Source organism: Actinomadura sp. CNU-125 (assembly GCF_001942465.1).
Lineage (GTDB): Bacteria > Actinomycetota > Actinomycetes > Streptosporangiales > Streptosporangiaceae > Spirillospora.
This window is the reverse complement of record NZ_MKJY01000116.1, coordinates 1-15,453: the sequence shown is the minus strand read 5'-3', so window position 1 is coordinate 15,453 and position 15,453 is coordinate 1. Positions and strand designations below refer to the sequence as shown.

At 74.2% G+C, this 15,453-nt stretch carries 14 protein-coding genes and 2 pseudogenes; 8 read left to right on the top strand and 8 right to left on the bottom strand.

What is annotated here, in order from left to right; translation table 11 throughout:
* The 4 genes and pseudogenes from BJF79_RS15770 to BJF79_RS15755 all read left to right on the top strand — a co-directional run.
* The coding region (locus BJF79_RS15770; protein WP_075898265.1) for a S1C family serine protease at positions 1-732 on the top strand (732 nt) is incomplete at its 5' end.
* Between the two features lie 42 nt (positions 733-774).
* Positions 775-1,490 (top strand): annotated as a pseudogene (locus BJF79_RS15765) (response regulator transcription factor).
* Positions 1,490-2,746, top strand: coding sequence for a sensor histidine kinase (locus tag BJF79_RS15760; RefSeq protein WP_075898263.1), 1,257 nt, complete (start codon positions 1,490-1,492; stop codon positions 2,744-2,746). Before BJF79_RS15765 ends, BJF79_RS15760 begins: the two are co-directional and overlap by 1 nt.
* Before the next feature lie 69 nt (positions 2,747-2,815).
* The gene (locus BJF79_RS15755) at positions 2,816-3,742 is read left to right on the top strand and encodes an LLM class F420-dependent oxidoreductase (RefSeq protein WP_075898261.1); all 927 of its coding nucleotides are present in this window, start codon (positions 2,816-2,818) and stop codon (positions 3,740-3,742) included.
* A gap of 73 nt (positions 3,743-3,815) precedes the next feature.
* On the opposite strand, the gene BJF79_RS15750 is transcribed toward BJF79_RS15755, so the two are convergent.
* Both BJF79_RS15750 and BJF79_RS60135 read right to left on the bottom strand, forming a co-directional pair.
* Positions 3,816-4,646, bottom strand: a complete 831-nt coding sequence (locus BJF79_RS15750; RefSeq protein ID WP_075898259.1) for a TIGR02452 family protein — start codon at positions 4,644-4,646, stop codon at positions 3,816-3,818.
* A 172-nt stretch (positions 4,647-4,818) separates the two neighbouring features.
* Positions 4,819-5,382, bottom strand: coding sequence for a hypothetical protein (locus BJF79_RS60135; RefSeq protein ID WP_262402091.1), 564 nt, complete (start codon positions 5,380-5,382; stop codon positions 4,819-4,821).
* 1 nt (position 5,383) lies between these two features.
* Between BJF79_RS60135 and BJF79_RS15745 the strand changes: the two genes are divergently transcribed.
* The 3 genes and pseudogenes from BJF79_RS15745 (at position 5,384) to BJF79_RS15735 (ending at position 9,992) form a co-directional block, all read left to right on the top strand.
* A complete protein-coding gene (locus tag BJF79_RS15745) occupies positions 5,384-5,920 on the top strand; it encodes a DUF3152 domain-containing protein (protein ID WP_262402090.1) in 537 nt (178 codons plus the stop codon).
* A gap of 61 nt (positions 5,921-5,981) precedes the next feature.
* Positions 5,982-7,427 (top strand): 3' terminal RNA ribose 2'-O-methyltransferase Hen1, encoded by a 1,446-nt coding sequence (locus BJF79_RS15740; RefSeq protein ID WP_075898257.1) that lies wholly within the window; start codon positions 5,982-5,984, stop codon positions 7,425-7,427.
* Positions 7,424-9,992: pseudogene (locus BJF79_RS15735) on the top strand (polynucleotide kinase-phosphatase). Before BJF79_RS15740 ends, BJF79_RS15735 begins: the two are co-directional and overlap by 4 nt.
* Positions 9,993-10,158: 166 nt before the next feature.
* On the opposite strand, the gene BJF79_RS15730 reads toward BJF79_RS15735, so the two are convergent.
* The 4 genes from BJF79_RS15730 to BJF79_RS15715 form a co-directional block, all read right to left on the bottom strand.
* Positions 10,159-10,443 carry a zf-TFIIB domain-containing protein gene (locus BJF79_RS15730; RefSeq protein WP_075898255.1) on the bottom strand — a complete coding sequence of 95 codons (285 nt, stop codon included), beginning with the start codon at positions 10,441-10,443 and terminating at the stop codon, positions 10,159-10,161.
* A gap of 76 nt (positions 10,444-10,519) precedes the next feature.
* Positions 10,520-10,894, bottom strand: a complete 375-nt coding sequence (locus BJF79_RS66920; protein WP_410050090.1) for a phosphotransferase family protein — start codon at positions 10,892-10,894, stop codon at positions 10,520-10,522.
* Between the two features lie 528 nt (positions 10,895-11,422).
* A complete protein-coding gene (locus BJF79_RS15720; protein ID WP_262402089.1) occupies positions 11,423-12,895 on the bottom strand; it encodes an MFS transporter in 1,473 nt (490 codons plus the stop codon).
* Complete coding sequence (locus BJF79_RS15715) at positions 12,802-13,329, bottom strand: DinB family protein (RefSeq protein WP_075898251.1); 528 nt, start codon at positions 13,327-13,329, stop codon at positions 12,802-12,804. Before BJF79_RS15715 ends, BJF79_RS15720 begins: the two co-directional genes overlap by 94 nt.
* 97 nt (positions 13,330-13,426) lie before the next feature.
* On the opposite strand from BJF79_RS15715, the gene BJF79_RS15710 reads away from it, so the two are divergent.
* Positions 13,427-14,254 (top strand): MBL fold metallo-hydrolase, encoded by an 828-nt coding sequence (locus BJF79_RS15710; protein WP_075898249.1) that lies wholly within the window; start codon positions 13,427-13,429, stop codon positions 14,252-14,254.
* A 17-nt stretch (positions 14,255-14,271) separates the two neighbouring features.
* Here BJF79_RS15710 and BJF79_RS15705 read toward each other — a convergent pair whose 3' ends face one another.
* Both BJF79_RS15705 and BJF79_RS55430 read right to left on the bottom strand, forming a co-directional pair.
* The gene (locus BJF79_RS15705) at positions 14,272-14,763 is read right to left on the bottom strand and encodes an Lrp/AsnC family transcriptional regulator (RefSeq protein WP_075898247.1); all 492 of its coding nucleotides are present in this window, start codon (positions 14,761-14,763) and stop codon (positions 14,272-14,274) included.
* Positions 14,764-15,239: 476 nt separating this feature from the next.
* A partial coding sequence (locus tag BJF79_RS55430; protein WP_262402088.1) for a hypothetical protein occupies positions 15,240-15,453 on the bottom strand: 214 nt, incomplete at its 5' end.

Genomic DNA, 15,453 nt, shown 5'->3' with positions numbered 1-15,453 from the left:
GCGTGGCGTCCTCGCGACCGCGATCGCCGCCGCTCGGCGCTGACCGGCGCGCTGGCCGGGACGGTCGGCGCCGCGCTCACCGGGGACGGCGGGGCGGCCGTGGTGACGCAGTCGGCGGGCGGGCCGGTGGACGGCGCGGGCGACCTGTCCGGCGTCGCGGCGCGGGTGCTGCCGAGCGTCGTGCAGGTCGAGGTCGGGTCGGGCGGCGGACGGAGCGGCGGGTCCGGGTTCGTCATCGACGGCGCCGGTCACGTCCTGACGAACGCGCACGTCGTGGACGGCGGCGGCGAGGTCGCCGTGGTGCTGCCGGACCGGCGCAGGCTGACCGCGCGGGTCGTCGGGTCCGACACCGCGAACGATCTCGCGGTGCTGTCGGTCCCGGCGGGCGACGCCCCGCCGCCGCTGGCGTTCGGCCGGTCCGCCGACGCCCGGGTGGGCGACCCGGTGCTGGCGATCGGATCGCCGCTCGGGCTGGCCGGGACGGTGACCGCCGGGGTCGTCAGCGCGCCGCGCCGCGAGGTGCGGCTCGGCCCGAGCGAGCGGCAGCTCGCGCTGCAGACCGACGCGTCCATCAACCCGGGCAACTCGGGCGGGCCGCTGGTGAACGCGCGCGGCGAGGTCATCGGGGTCAACACCGCCATCGCGACCGTGCGCGGCGGCGGGTCGATCGGCATCGGGTTCGCGATCCCGGCGGACCGGGCGGTGGACGGCGTCCGCCGCATCATCGGCTGAAACCGGGGCGAACGGGGTAGCGAGGAAGGATAACGTCACGCCATGCGGGTGCTCGTGGTGGAGGACGAGGAGGACCTCGTCGAGGCGCTCCGGTACGGCCTGGTCCGTGCGGATTACGCGGTGGACGTGGCGTACGACGTGAACGAGGCGTCGCAGAAGCTGTACGCGGCGTCCTACGACCTGATGATCCTGGACCTGAACCTGCCGGACGGCGACGGCTTCGAGCTGTGCCGCGCCGTCCGGGCCGGGGAACTGGACGGCGAGAGCGGCCCCGACCTGCGGATCCTCATGCTGACCGCGCGGGACCGGCTCGCGACCGGGTCCGCGGCCTCGACGAGGGCGCCGACGACTACCTGGTGAAGCCGTTCGCGTTCCCCGAGCTGCTGGCCCGGGTGCGGGCGCTGCTGCGCCGCGACAGCGGCGGCGGGTCGGCGGTGTGGACGGTCGGCGAGCTGCGGCTCGACACCGGCCGCCGCGAGGCGTCCCGCGCCGGGCGGCGGCTGAACCTCTCCCCGAAGGAGTTCGCGGTGCTGCGGTACCTGATGAGCAGGCCCGGCCAGGTCGTCTCGCCCGAGGACCTCCTCGAACACGTGTGGGACGAGAACGCCGACCCCTTCACCAACACGGTGCGGGTCACGGTCGGGACGCTGCGCCGCAAGCTCGCCGGGGACGCGGGCGACGCCGAGGACCCGCTGATCGAGACGGTCGTGCGGCACGGCTACCGGCTCCGCGAGCCCGCCGGACGGGAGGGGGCGTGATGCGCGTGCGGCGACCGCACGGCGTGCGGCGACCGCCGCTGCCGGGGTTCGTCCACTCGATCCGGTTCCGGCTGACCGTCCTGTACTCGACGCTGCTGTTCGCCGTGACGGCGCTGGTCCTCGGCGGGACGTACCTCGCGGTCGCCCGCAGCACCGAGGCGCAGCCGATCACCGAGACGTACCAGGCGGAGAAGTACGTCGGCGGCGTCCGGTTCGGGGACGTCGAGGTCGTCAAGGTGCAGCAGGTGGAGCAGGCCGTCAACTACGAGACGCGCCGCACCCTGCGCAACTACTCGTTCGGGACGCTCGGCGGGCTGCTGGTCGCCAGCCTCGGCATCGGCTGGGTGCTGTCGGGACGGGCGCTGAAGCCGGTGCGGGCGATCGCCCGCACGACGGAGGAGATCCAGGCGACCGACCTGTCCCGCCGCATCCGGCTGTCGGGTCCGCGCGACGAGCTGCGCGAGCTGGCCGACACCGTCGACTCGATGCTCGACCGGCTCGACAGCGCGTTCCAGGCGCAGCGGCGGCTGATCGACGACGCGTCGCACGAGCTGCGCAGCCCCCTGGCCATCATCCGCGCGAACCTCGACACCGTGCTCAGCGCCCCGGACGCCGACGAACCCGACCGCCGCCGCGCCGTGGACGTCGTCGACCGCGCGACCACCCGGATGACGCGCCTCGTCGAGGACCTGCTCGCCACCGCGCGCCGCTCGGCGCCCGCGCTGGACGACGCCGACGTCGACCTCGCGGCCGTCGCGCACGAGTCCGTCGAGGAGTTCGGCTCGCTCGCGTCCGTCCGGGGGCTGTCGCTGGAGCCGCGGATCCGGGACGGTCTCGTGCTGATCGGCGACCACGACGCGCTGCGCCGCGCCGTCGGGAACCTGCTGTCGAACGCGGTGCGGCTCGCCCCCGAGGGGTCGGCGATCACGATCGGGACCGGGGTCGCCGGGAGCTGGCTGTGGGTCGCGGTCGGCGACGCCGGGCCCGGCCTGGCCCCGCACGAGCAGGACCGCGTCTTCGACCGGTTCTACCGGGGCGCGCGGGACCGCCGCACCCGCGACCGCGACCGCGCGACGGGCGACCGCCGGACGGGGCTCGGGCTCGCGATCGTCCGGCAGATCGTGGAGACGCACCAGGGCCAGGTCCGGCTGTTCTCGGCGGAGGGCGAGGGCAGCACGTTCGTCCTGTGGTTCCCGGCCGAGGGGAGCGGTGGCGCGCAGGCCGGGACGCCGCCGGAGACGAATCCGCTCGGCTGACCCGCCCGGCCTGCCCCGTCGCGCGAGCCGGTGGCGCGAGCAGGGGCGTGCCGGTAGCAGGATGGAGGCATGCGTCTACGGATCTTCACCGAGCCCCAGCAGGGGGCGAGCTACGAGACACTGCTGACCGTCGCGAAGGCGACCGAGGACCTCGGCTACGACGCCTTCTTCCGCTCGGACCACTACACCAAGATGGGCGACGTGACGGGCGAGCCGGGCCCGACCGACTCGTGGGTCACGCTCGGCGCGCTCGCCCGCGAGACCAGCCGGATCCGGCTGGGCACGCTGGTGACGGCCGCCACCTTCCGGCTGCCCGGCCCGCTCGCGATCTCCGTCGCGCAGGTCGACCGGATGAGCGGCGGACGCGTCGACTTCGGCCTCGGCACCGGCTGGTTCGAGGAGGAGCACGCCCACTACGGCATCCCGTTCCCGAGCCTGAACGAGCGGTTCGAGAAGCTGGAGGAGCAGCTCCAGATCTGCAAGGGCCTGTGGGGGACGCCGTCGGGCGAGACGTTCTCGTTCGGCGGCGAGCACTACACGCTCACCGATTCGCCCGCGCTGCCCAAGCCCGCGCAGGCGGGCGGCCCGCCGGTGCTGGTCGGCGGGTTCGGGGCCAAGCGCACCCCGCGCCTCGCCGCGGCCTACGCCGACGAGTACAACGTGCCGTTCCACCAGATGAAGGACACCGGGGGCGCGTTCGACCGCGTCCGGGCGGCGTGCGCGGACGCGGGCCGGACCCGTCCGATGGTGTACTCGGCCGCGCAGGTGGTGTGCTGCGGACGGGACGAGGCGGAGGTGCGGCGCCGCGCGGAGGCGATCGGCCGGCAGCCCGAGGAGCTGCGGGAGAACGGGCTGGCGGGCACCCCGCAGGAGCTCGTCGACAAGATCGGCGGATTCGGCGAGCTGGGCGCCGAGCGCCTCTACCTGCAGGTCCTCGACCTGTCCGACCTCGACCACCTGGAGCTGATCGCCGCCGAGGTGATGGGCAAGCTCTGAGGTGATGGGCAAGCTCTGACGGTTCGCCGGTTCGCTGGATCCGGCGGGGGCGGCGCCGTCCGTCCCCGCCGGGTCAGCCGAACACGCGCTGGAACGCCACGTGCCTGGGCGCGCCCTTCGCGGTGTCCCAGACGGCGAACACGACGTGCTCGAACCGGTCGGCGAAGTCGCCGCCGGGGCGCAGCGCGCGGGCGAACGTCTCGGCGACCTCGGCCGGGTCGTTGCGGAACACGCCGCAGCCCCAGGCGCCGAGCACGATCCGCCGGTGCCCGTTCGCGAGCGCCGCCGCGAGGACCTTGCGGGCGCGGACGTCCAGGACGTGCGGGATCCGCGCCTCCTGCGCCGGGTCGCGGATCGCGCCCCGGTTCGGTGCCGGGGAGGTCAGGAACGCGACCTCGTAGGGCTCCTCCAGCAGGACGCCCTGGTCGTCGCGGAACACCGGGACGCCCGGCGAGTAGATCATGTGGTCGCTGTACAGCAGGTCGCGTTGCTCGCGGTGGTGGTTGTAGTACTTCCAGGCCGAGGTGAGCGACGCGTAGAGGCCGGACGAGCGGGCGAGGCCCTCCTCCTGGGCGTGCGCGCCGTTGAGGAAGCCGCCGCCGGGGTTCTTCGCGGACGCGAAGTTCAGCGCCAGCGGGACCGCGTCCGGTGCGACCAGCCGCCGGGCGGCGGCGAGGGTCGTCTCGCCGGTGACCTCGATCCGGGTGCCCGCGCCGGCGGGCCCGGCCGCGATCTCCCGCAGGAGGTCGTCCAGTTCCTCGGGCCGGTAGAGGACGGTGCCGCGCCGGGACCGCTCGATGCTCTCGGCGACCTCGACGGTGCGCCCCGACGGGGCCCGGTAGTCGCCGCGCTCGATGATCTCGACGGTCTGCTGGGCGACGGAACGGCGTGGATGTCTGCTCATGATGTCCCGGATTGTCACGGCCGCCGGAGCGGCCCGCAAGCGCTTTTCGCGGCCGCGGCCCTACCGTCCGTCACCACGTTGGAAATATCACTAGTGCGGACTTATGCCCCTGACCTGTGACTTGTCGCGAAATGATCACTTACGTCGAGCGGGATCTGTCATGCTGAGCACGCTATGCCACGTCCACGATCTCGCTCCCGCCGCCGTCCGCCGAGCCCGTCCGGGGACGCCGGGGCGCAACCTCCGCATCAGCCCGCGAACCCGTTCGAGCATCCGCCGGGCCCGGCCCCCGGACATCCGGCCGAGCAGCAGTACGAGTACGCGAGCCCACCCCGGTCCCCCTCCCGGTCACCCTTCCGGAACCCCCGCCCGGGCCGCCGTCCGGACGGCGGGCGCGCGGCAGACGGCCCGGGACGGGCATCCGGTCGGGGCGCCCGGCGACGACCCCGGCGCGCTGACGGCCGAAGGGTTCGAGGACGAGCTCGACCGGGCGTTCGCGGGCGCGCGGCGCAACCGGGTCGTCGGCCTGGTCCTCGGCGGCATCGCGCTCGGCGTCGCGTGCGCTCCTCGGCGTCGCCGCGCTGGTCGCCTGGAACCCCGGTGCCGGCTCCGCGTCGGCGGCGCCCCACCCGAGCGCGAAGCCCGGCGCGAAGGAGTCCGCGAGCGCGTCGCCCAGCGCGGCGCCGACGACGTCGGCGCCGCCGTACATCCCGAAGAAGGGCAACGGGAAGTTCACCGTGGCCGACGGGGCGGAGGTGACCGGGCGGGGCGGCAAGGTCATGCGGTACATGGTCGCGGTGGAGGGCGGCCTCAAGCAGGACGTCGACGAGTTCGCGAAGGAGGTCGACGACATCCTCGGCGACCCGCGCGGCTGGACCGCCAAGGGCAAGTGGTCGTTCCAGCGCGTCGACTCCGGTTCGTATGAGTTCGTCGTGAAACTGTCGTCCCCGAGTACCACCGACAAGCTGTGCGCCGCGTACGGGATGGACACCGAAAGCGAGGTCAACTGCCGCGCGGGCAAGCAGGTGGTCGTCAACCTCAAGCGCTGGCTGCTGCTGACCAAGTACTACAAGGGGCAGCCGCACGAGTACCACGCGCTGACCATCAACCACGAGGTCGGGCACCGGCTCGGCTTCGGCCACATGACCTGCCCCGGCAAGGGCGAGCCCGCGCCGGTGATGATGCAGCAGATCTACGGGCTGAAGGGCTGCACGGCGAATCCGTGGCCCTTCGACGAGAACGGGACCTACCTGAAGGGCCCCGAGGTGCCCTGACCCCGACCCTGACCGAAAAAAGGGATGCGGGTGGTTCCCCCCGGTACGCCATGCTTGGGGGGTGCTTCTGACGATCACCACGACGCTGAGCCAGGCGAGCGATCTGGGCTTCCTGCTCCACAAACATCCCGACCGGGTCCAGACGTTCGACCAGGCGTACGGGACCGCGCACGTCTTCTATCCGGAGGCGGACCAGCATCGCTGCACGGCGGCGCTGCTACTGGACGTCGACGCGGTCAAGCTGGTCCGCACGCGCGCCAGAAGCACGCCCGACTTCTCCCTGGGCCAGTTCGTGAACGACCGCCCGTACGCGGCGTCGTCGCTGCTCGCGTCCGCCATGGCGAACGTGTACCGCACCGCCATGCGCGGGCGCTGCGACCTGCGTCCCGAACTGGCGGAGACGCCGATCCCGCTGGAGATCACGCTCCCGGCGCTGCCGTGCCGCGGCGGCCCCGGCCAGGCCGAGCGGTTCTTCCGCCCGCTCGGCTGGGAGGTGTCGGCCGAACGCGTCCCGCTCGACCCCGAGTTCCCGTCATGGGGCGACTCCCGGTACGTGACGCTCACGCTGACCGGGACCGTCCGGCTCGCCGACGCCCTGAACCAGCTGTACGTGCTGCTGCCCGTCCTCGACGACGCCAAGCACTACTGGGTGGCGTCCGACGAGGTCGACAAGCTGATCCGGGCGGGGGAGGGCTGGCTCGCGGCGCATCCCGACCGCGCCTCGATCACCCGCCGGTACCTGGCGAACCGGCGCACGCTCGTCCGGGCCGCGCTGGGCCGGCTCGCCGACGCCGACGGCGCGCCCGAGGACGCCCTCGACCCCGTCGAGATCGAGGAGGAGCCGCCCGCCGAGGACACCGCCGACGCCGGGAACACCGGGGCGGTGGCGGAGGAGCCGAAGGCGTCGCTGGCCGAGCGGCGCATCCGGGCGGTGACGGACGTGCTCGGCGCGGCGGGCGCGGCCAGCGTCATCGACCTCGGCTGCGGCTCGGGCAAGCTGCTCGCGCGGCTGCTCAAGGACGGTTCGTTCGCCTCCGTCGCCGGCGCGGACGTGTCGTTCCGCGCCGTCGAGCACGCGCGGCGCCGGCTCAAGCTCGACCGGCCGGGGCCGTCGCGCGCCCGGGACCGGGTCGCCGACCTGTTCCAGGGCGCCCTCACCTACGCCGACGACCGCTTCGGCGGCTACGACGCGGCGGTGCTGATGGAGGTCGTCGAGCACATCGACCCGCCCCGGCTCGGCGCCGTCGAGAAGGTGGTGTTCGGGCACGCCGCGCCGCGCGTCGTCGTGGTGACGACGCCGAACGCCGAGCACAACGTCCGCTACGAGGGGCTGGCGCCCGGCGCGATGCGACACCCCGACCACCGGTTCGAGTGGACGCGCGCCGAGTTCGCCGCGTGGGCGGACCGCGTCGCCGCCGCGCACGGCTACCAGGTCCGGCACGTTCCGGTCGGCGACGACGACCCCGAGGTCGGCGCCCCGACGCAGATGGGAGTTTTCACGAAATGACCGGACGTGAGATCAGGGTCCCGGAGACGGGCCTCGTCGTGCTGGTCGGCGTGTCCGGTTCCGGCAAGTCGCACTTCGCCCGCAAGCACTTCAAGCCGACGCAGGTCGTGTCGTCGGACTTCTGCCGCGGCGTCGTCTCCGACGACGAGAACGACCAGTCGGCCACCGGCGACGCGTTCGACCTGCTGCACTACATCGTGGGCACGCGGCTGCGGCGCGGCCTGCTCACCGTCGTGGACGCCACGAACGTGCAGACCAAGCCGCGGCAGCAGCTCCTCGCGCTCGCCAAGGAGCACAACGTGCTGTCGGCGGCGATCGTCCTGGACGTGCCCGAGAGCGTCGCGGCCGAACGCAACGCGACCCGTCCCGACCGCGCCGACCTGCCCGCGCACGTCCTGCCGCGGCAGCGCCGCGAGCTGCGCCGCGGCCTGCGCGGACTCGGCCGCGAGTTCCGCCGCGCCTACGTGCTGGACGGCGTCGAGGAGATCGACGCCGCCACGATCACCTTCGAGAAGCCGTGGAACGACCGCCGCGAGCTGACCGGCCCGTTCGACGTCATCGGCGACGTGCACGGCTGCCGCGCCGAACTCGAAGACCTCCTCGCCGGGCTCGGCTACGAGATCGAGCACGACGCCGACGGGCGCGCCGTCGGCGCGAACCACCCCGGCGGGCGCACCGCCGTGTTCGTCGGCGACCTCGTCGACCGCGGGCCCGACAGCCCGGGCGTGCTGCGGCTCGCGATGGGCATGGTCGCCGCCGGGCAGGCGCTGTGCGTGTCCGGCAACCACGAGGCGAAGCTCGTCAAGGCGCTGCGCGGCCGCAAGGTGCGGGTCGCGCACGGCCTCGCCGAGTCGCTGGAGCAGATGGAGCGCGAGCCGGAGGAGTTCCGCGCCGACGCCCTGCGGTTCATGGACGGACTCATCAGCCACTACGTCCTCGACGACGGCAACCTCGTCGTCGCGCACGCGGGACTGAAGGAGGACTACCACGGCCGCGCGTCCGGACGCGTCCGGTCGTTCGCCCTCTACGGCGACACCACCGGCGAGACGGACGAGTACGGCCTGCCCGTCCGGTACCCGTGGGCGCGCGACTACCGCGGCCGGGCGATGGTCGTGTACGGGCACACCCCGGTCCCGGACGCCGAGTGGATCAACAACACGATCTGCCTCGACACCGGGGCCGTGTTCGGCGGGAAGCTCACCGCGCTCCGCTATCCCGAACGCGAACTGTTCTCCGTCCCGGCGCGCGAGACCTGGTACGAGCCCGTCCGTCCGCTGGCGGCGCCCGCCGGGACGGCCGGGGGCGGACAGCGCGAGAGCGACTTCCTGCAGATCAAGGACGTCCTCGACAACACGGGCGTGCAGACGCGGCTGATGGGGCGCGTCACCGTCCGGGAGGAGAACGCCCTCGCGGCGCTGGAGGTGATGAGCCGGTTCGCGGTCGACCCGCGCTGGCTCGTCTACCTGCCGCCCACGATGGCGCCCGCCGCGACGTCGCCGCTCCCCGGGTACCTGGAGCACCCCGCCGAGGCGCTCGCCGGCTACCGCGACCGGGGCGTCGTGCGGGTCGTGTGCGAGGAGAAGCACATGGGCTCGCGGGCGGTCGCGTGGTGTGCCGCGACGCGGCCGTCGCCGCCGAGCGGTTCGGCGTGACCGACGGCACGACCGGCGCCGTCTACACCCGCACCGGCCGCGCGTTCTTCCGCGACCCGGCCCGGACGACGAGGCCCTCGCGCGGCTGCGCGCCGCGATCGGCGCCGCCGGGCTGTGGGACGAACTCGACACCGGCTGGCTCGTCCTGGACTGCGAGCTGCTGCCGTGGTCGGCGAAGGCGATGGACCTCATCCGCACCCAGTACGCCGCGACGGGCGCCGCCGCCCGCGCGTCCCTGCCGATGGCGGCGGACCTGCTGGCCCGCGCGCAGGGCCGCGGCCTCGACCTCGGCGGGCTGCGCGCGCACATCGACCGGCGCGCCGCGAACGCCGACCGCTTCCGGGACGCCTACGCCCGCTACTGCTGGGACGTGGACGGCGCCGGCCTCGGCGGCCTCGGCATCGCGCCGTTCCAGGTCCTCGCGGGGGAGGACCGCGCGTGGGCGAACACGCGCGACCACGACTGGCACATGGAGATCGCCGGACGGCTCGCCGACGCCGACCCGACCGGGTTCGTCCGCCGCACCGCCTCGCTGGTGGCCGACCTGAACGCGCCCGGCACCGACACCGTCGTCGCCGAGTGGTGGGAGAAGCTCACCGCGGCGGGCGGCGAGGGCATGGTCGTCAAGCCGCTCGGCCCGCTCCCCGAGGACGGCAAGTTCCAGCCGGGGACCAAGTGCCGGGGACGCGAGTACCTGCGGATCATCTACGGCCCGGACTACACCGAGCCGGAGAACCTGGAACGGCTGCGCGGCCGGTCGCTCGGCCGCAAGCGCTCCCTCGCGATGCGCGAGCACGCCCTCGGCGTCGAGGCCCTCGACCGCCTCACCGGCCGCGAGCCCCTGTGGCGGGTGCACCAGGCCGTCTTCGCCGTCCTGGCCCTGGAGTCCGAGCCGGTGGACCCCCGCCTCTGACCCGCCCTTTTCGTTGACTTGCGGCGTGTTGCCCTTATCCGGCCGCTCATAAGGGCACGCGCGCAAGTCAACGGACGCGGCGGACCGGATCTCGGCGTGCAAAAACGGCCGTGCGGTGTCGCTCCCGTGGGGGAGCGGGCCGCACGGCCGTCGCCGTTCTCGGGCGTCAGGTGGAGAACAGCATGTGGAACACGCTGCCGCCGTAGGGGCGGTGGTGCTGCGCGCCGTGGTGGTGGTGGTGCACCTGCGGTGCCGCGGGCGCGCTCCATCCCGGGTTCGCGGGCGCGGCCGGGGCGGCCGGGGGAGCGCCCCGGTACTGGGCCTCCATCTGGCCGAGGGCCTCGAGCTCGCCGTAGTCCAGGAAGATCCCCCGGCACGCGTCGCATTGCTCGATGTGAACGCCGCTCCGCGTGTAGGTCCGCATCACGCCACGGCACTTAGGGCAGTGCATCGCCTTACCATCCCTTCGTTATGGAACCCCAGGTAGAGGGTAAATCTAAGGCAGGTTCCCCGTCACGTCATGCCGGTTATCCGCCGCTATCGGTGGTGCAGGTCATTCTCCCGCAGGCGTCGACCATCGCCTGCTCGGGTCCGTCCAGCGGTCGATCGTCCTTCCTTGCGGATTGGACGCACGTGGCGGCGATCTGGATCGCAAGACTTTGCGCGGGTATGTCCAGGGTCGTCCAGGGGGCGCCGTCCGGCGGGACGGCCGGGCCCCCGGCGGCCCGGTAGGCGCCGAGGAACCGCTCCCACTCGTCCGGCGGCAGGACGCCCGCGCAGTACAGCGCCGCCGGACGGGCGAGGTCCCACGCGGGGTCGCCGCGGCCCAGGTCCTCGATGTCGATGAGGCGCCAGCCGTCCCGCACGCGGACCATCTGGCCGAGGTGCCAGTCGCCGTGCACGACGCGCTCCGGCGCGCGCGGCGGTTCGGCGTCCCCGCGGATCCACGCGGCAGCCCGGCGAACGCGCGGCGCACCACGTCCTCGGCGGGGCCGTCCCCGAGTCGCCCCACCAGCCGCGCGACCCGCTCCGGACGTCCCCAGGACGGCGCGCCGTCCGGGACGGGCACCCGGTGCAGGGCCGCGAGCAGCCGTGCGCCCTCCTCCCACGGCAGCGCGCGCGCGGGTCCACCGGCTCCCCGTACGGGGCGACGGTGACGGTCCGGCCGCCCGCGTCGACCGGCGGGCCGTCCGGACCCAGCAGGATGTGCGGCAGCGCGGCCGCCAGCCGGATCCGGTCGAGGAACGCCGCGCCGAGGTCGCGGTCGGGCTGGTGCGCCTTCACCGCGACGTCGCCGACCCGCACCACCAGCACGCCGTGCCGGTCGTACAGCGTCTCCGGCGCATCGGACGTCTCCGGCGAACCGCCACCGATCTCGACGAGCCGCGCGAACAGCTCGGACTGGGGGGTCTCGGTATGCACCAGGACAGTCAACCACCCGGTACCGCGCCGCGCCCGGCAGGTCTCCGTGACAGCGCGAGGACGCACGCGGTGGCGACCGCCGCGAACACCGCGAGCGCCGCGCACACGACGCGCAGCGCGTCGGTGTAGTGCGCCCCGGCGAGCCGGTCGCCGCTCAGCACCGCGAGGGCCGCGCCCACCACCGCGATCGCGATCGTCTCGGCGGCCAGCCGCGCGGTCGAGAACATCCCGGCCGCCGTCCCGGCCTGCTCGGGCCGGACGGCCGTCACCGCCAGCCCGTCGAGCAGGCCCGTCGACAGCCCGAACCCCGCCCCGGTGAGCGCCAGCGGGACGGCCAGCGCCCACGGCGTGCTGCCCGGCCCGATCGTCACCAGCAGCAGCGCGCCCGCGCCCGTCACCGCCACCGACCCGGCCACCAGCGGCCCCGCCGGGATCCGCTTGGCGAGGGCCGCACCGGCGGTCGGCAGCACCACGGTCGGCGCTGTGAGCATCAGCAGCCACAGCCCCGCCTCGCCGGCGTCCAGTCCCACGACGGAGATGAGGTACGACGGCAGGTACACCAGCATCGGCACCAGCACGAACACGATCGATCCGGCCGCCACCGCGTACGAGGAGAACCGCCGGTTCGCCAGCAGCGCGAGCTCGAACATCGGGTCGTCCGTCCGCCGCTCGACGGCCGCGAACGCCGCCGCCAGCGCCGCCGCCAGGACGAACCCGGCCAGGACGAGCGGCGCGCCGAACCCGCGCTCGCCGCCCTCCACGATCGAGGTGATCAGCGCCAGCAGCGCGCCCGTGAACAGCGCCGCGCCCGCCCAGTCGATCCGCCGCCCGGGCTCGCCCCGCCCGGCGGGCAGCCGCGGGACGAACAGCAGCACCAGCCCCGCGAGCGCGGCCGGCGCCCCGAACGCGGCCCGCCAGCCCAGCGTCTCGACCAGCAGCCCGCCGACCGTCGGACCGAACGCCAGGCCCGCCCCGAGCACCGTGCCGAGCAGCCCGACAGCCCGCACCCGCGCCGTCCCGTGGAACGTCGCCGCCAGGATCGCCGACCCGCCCGTCGCGGACGCGGCGGCGCCGACCCCGCCGAGCACCCGCACCGCGTTGAGCGTCAGGACGTCCTGGGACGCCGCCGCGGCCAGGCCCGTCGCGCAGAACACCGCCACGCCCCCGGCGAAGACCCGCCGCCGGCCCGCCACGTCCGCCAGCGACCCCATCGCGACCAGGAAACTCGCGAAGCACGCGTTGTACCCGGTGATCACCCACTGCGACGCGGTGAGGCCCGCGCCGAGATCCGCCCGGATGTCCGGCAGCGCCACCGACACGCCCGTGATCGTCAGCGGGGACGTGAACGACGACAGCAGGACGACGGCCAGGACGAGCGCGTTCCCCTTCAGTGCCCGGTGCTCCCGTCGATGCGCTCCCGCAGCAGGTCCGCGTGCCCGTTGTGCCGCGCGTACTCCTCGACCATCGACCAGTACACCCACCGCAGGCTCATCTCGACGCCGCGCCGCGGATCCCGGTACGTCTCGTCGAGGGACCGGCCGGACGTCGTCCGGCGGCACGCGTCGATCTCCGCGCGGTACACGGCCAGATCGGCTTCCGCGTCGGCGCCGTCGACCCGGAACTCGGCTTCGAGGTCGTCGTCCGACACGTACAGGTACTCGACGTTCTCGCCGGCGAACCGCGTCCGGAACCAGTCGCGCTCGACCTCCGCCATGTGCCGGACGAGCCCCAGCAGCGACAGCTCGGACGGTTCGGCGCACCGCAGCTTCAGCTGCTCGGCCGTCAGCCCGGAGCACTTCCACAGCAGCGTCTCGCGGTGGTGGTCGAGCCACGCGTCGGCGAGCGAACGCTCGTCGCCCGTCAGGTGGTCGGCCCACGGATGGGAGCGGGTCACGTCGGGAGCGGTCCAGGTCATGGTTCCACTATGTCGGAGTCAATCCCGGTATGCAGGCCGATATCCGGGTAGGGAGGGCGCCTGCCGGAACGGGGCTCGGCACGCCCAGGGGGGAACCATGCCGGACGCGACACTGACCTTCATCGGGAACGCCACGACCATCATCCGGTACGGGCCGTTCACACTGCTGACCGATCCGAACTTCCTGCGCCGCGGGGACCGCGCCTACCTCGGGTACGGCATCCGCAGCGAGCGGCTGCGCGACCCCGCGATCACCGCGGAGCAACTGCCGTCCGTCGACGCGGTCGTCCTGTCGCACCTGCACGACGACCACTGGGACCCCGTCGCCGAACGGCACCTCGACCGCGGCCTGCCCGTCCTCACCACCGGCGCCGCCGCCAGGGCGCTGACCGGGCGCGGCTTCCGCGAGGCCGTCGGCCTGCGCACCTGGGAGGGGCAGCCGCTCGTCAAGGGCGACCACCGCGTCACCGTCACCGCGATGCCCGGACGGCACGCGCCGGGCCCGCTGCGGCACGCCCTGCCGCCGGTCATGGGCTCGCTGCTGGAGTTCGGCCCCCGCGCGGGCGGACCCCAACTCCGCATGTACATCAGCGGCGACACCCTCATGTACGACGGACTCGCCGAAATCTCCCGCAGATACCCGGAGATCGACGCGGGAATCGTCCACCTCGGCGGGACCAGGCTCCTCGGCCTGCTCACCGTCACGATGGACGGACGGCAGGGCGCCCGCTGGGTCCAGACGTCCGGCTGCGCCACCGTCGTGCCCGTCCACTACGACGACTACACGGTGTTCAAATCACCCCTGTCGGACTTCGAGGGCGAGATCCACCGGCGCGGCATGGACGCGCGGCTGCGCCGCGTGGAGCGCGGCGGCACGGTCCCGATCGTCCCGAAGAGCCGGGTCCGGACCCGCCTGCCGTACTGACCGCGAGGGACGGCGCGTCAGCGCGTCCAGCCCGCCGAGTCGGTGACGGTGCGCGCCCCGGGCTCGGCGGGCTCCACGGCCCGCCCCTCGAACGCGGTGGACAGCACGATGTGGGAGTTCATCTCCCCGTGCTCCCCGAGCCGTTCCAGGACGCCCTCCAGATGCGGCATCGACGCCAGCCGCACCTTGAGCATCGAGCACCAGCTCCCGCTCAGCTTGTGCACCTCGACGACCTCCGGCAGGTCCTCGGCGGCCGTGGTCTTCAGCAGGCAGCGGCCGAGCGAGCAGCGCATCTGCACGAACGCGGTCAGCGGCTGCCCGGCGCGGGCCGGGTCGACCACCGCCCGGTAGCCGGTGATGATGCCCGCCTCCTCCAGCCGCCGCACCCGTTCGGCGACCGCGGGCGCGGACAGGTTGACGCGGCCCGCGAGCCGGTTGAACGGCAGCCGCCCGTCCCGCTGCAGCTCCGCGAGGATGCGCCAGTCCGTCCGGTCGAGGTCCCGATCCATGTGCAAAGCCCTTCCCGCCGGACACCTTCGAAAATAGGGGTGAACCGCGCCGGACGCCATCGATCGTCCATTCTCCGCGGCGTCCGTCCTTCCTACCGTTTCGGGCATGGACTCCACCCCCGGGAACCCCGCCGCCGCCCGCCGCCCGATGGCCGCCCTCTGCTCGGGGACCGCGCTGATGAACGCCGCGATGGCGATGACGTCGGCGACGGGCGGCGCTCGCCGCCGCCGACCGGCTCGGCACCGGCTGGGGCGGCCTGCCGAACACCGCCGGGATCGTCGGCACCGGCGCGGGCGCGCTGCTGCTGACGCGGGCGACGCGCCGGACGGGACGGCGCCGCGCGTTCGTCCTCGGCTACGCCGTCGCCGCCGCCGGGGCGGGCCTGGCCGCGGCCGCCGTCGCGCACGGCGACGTCGCCGGGCTGTGCGCGGGATGCTGCTGCTCGGCCTCGGCACGCCGCCGCGCAGCTGTCCCGCTACGCGGCCGCCGAACTGCACCCGCCGGGACGGCGCGGCTCCTCGATCGGCTCGTCGTCGCGGCGGCCGCCGTCGGCGCGGTCGGCGGCCCGCTGCTGCTCGACCCGTCCGGCGACCTGGCGGGCCGGCTGCTCGACCGGCACGGCGGCGCCGTGCTCGCCGGGCCGTTCCTGGCGGGCCTGCTCGCTTGCGTCGCCGCCGCCGCGCCCGCCG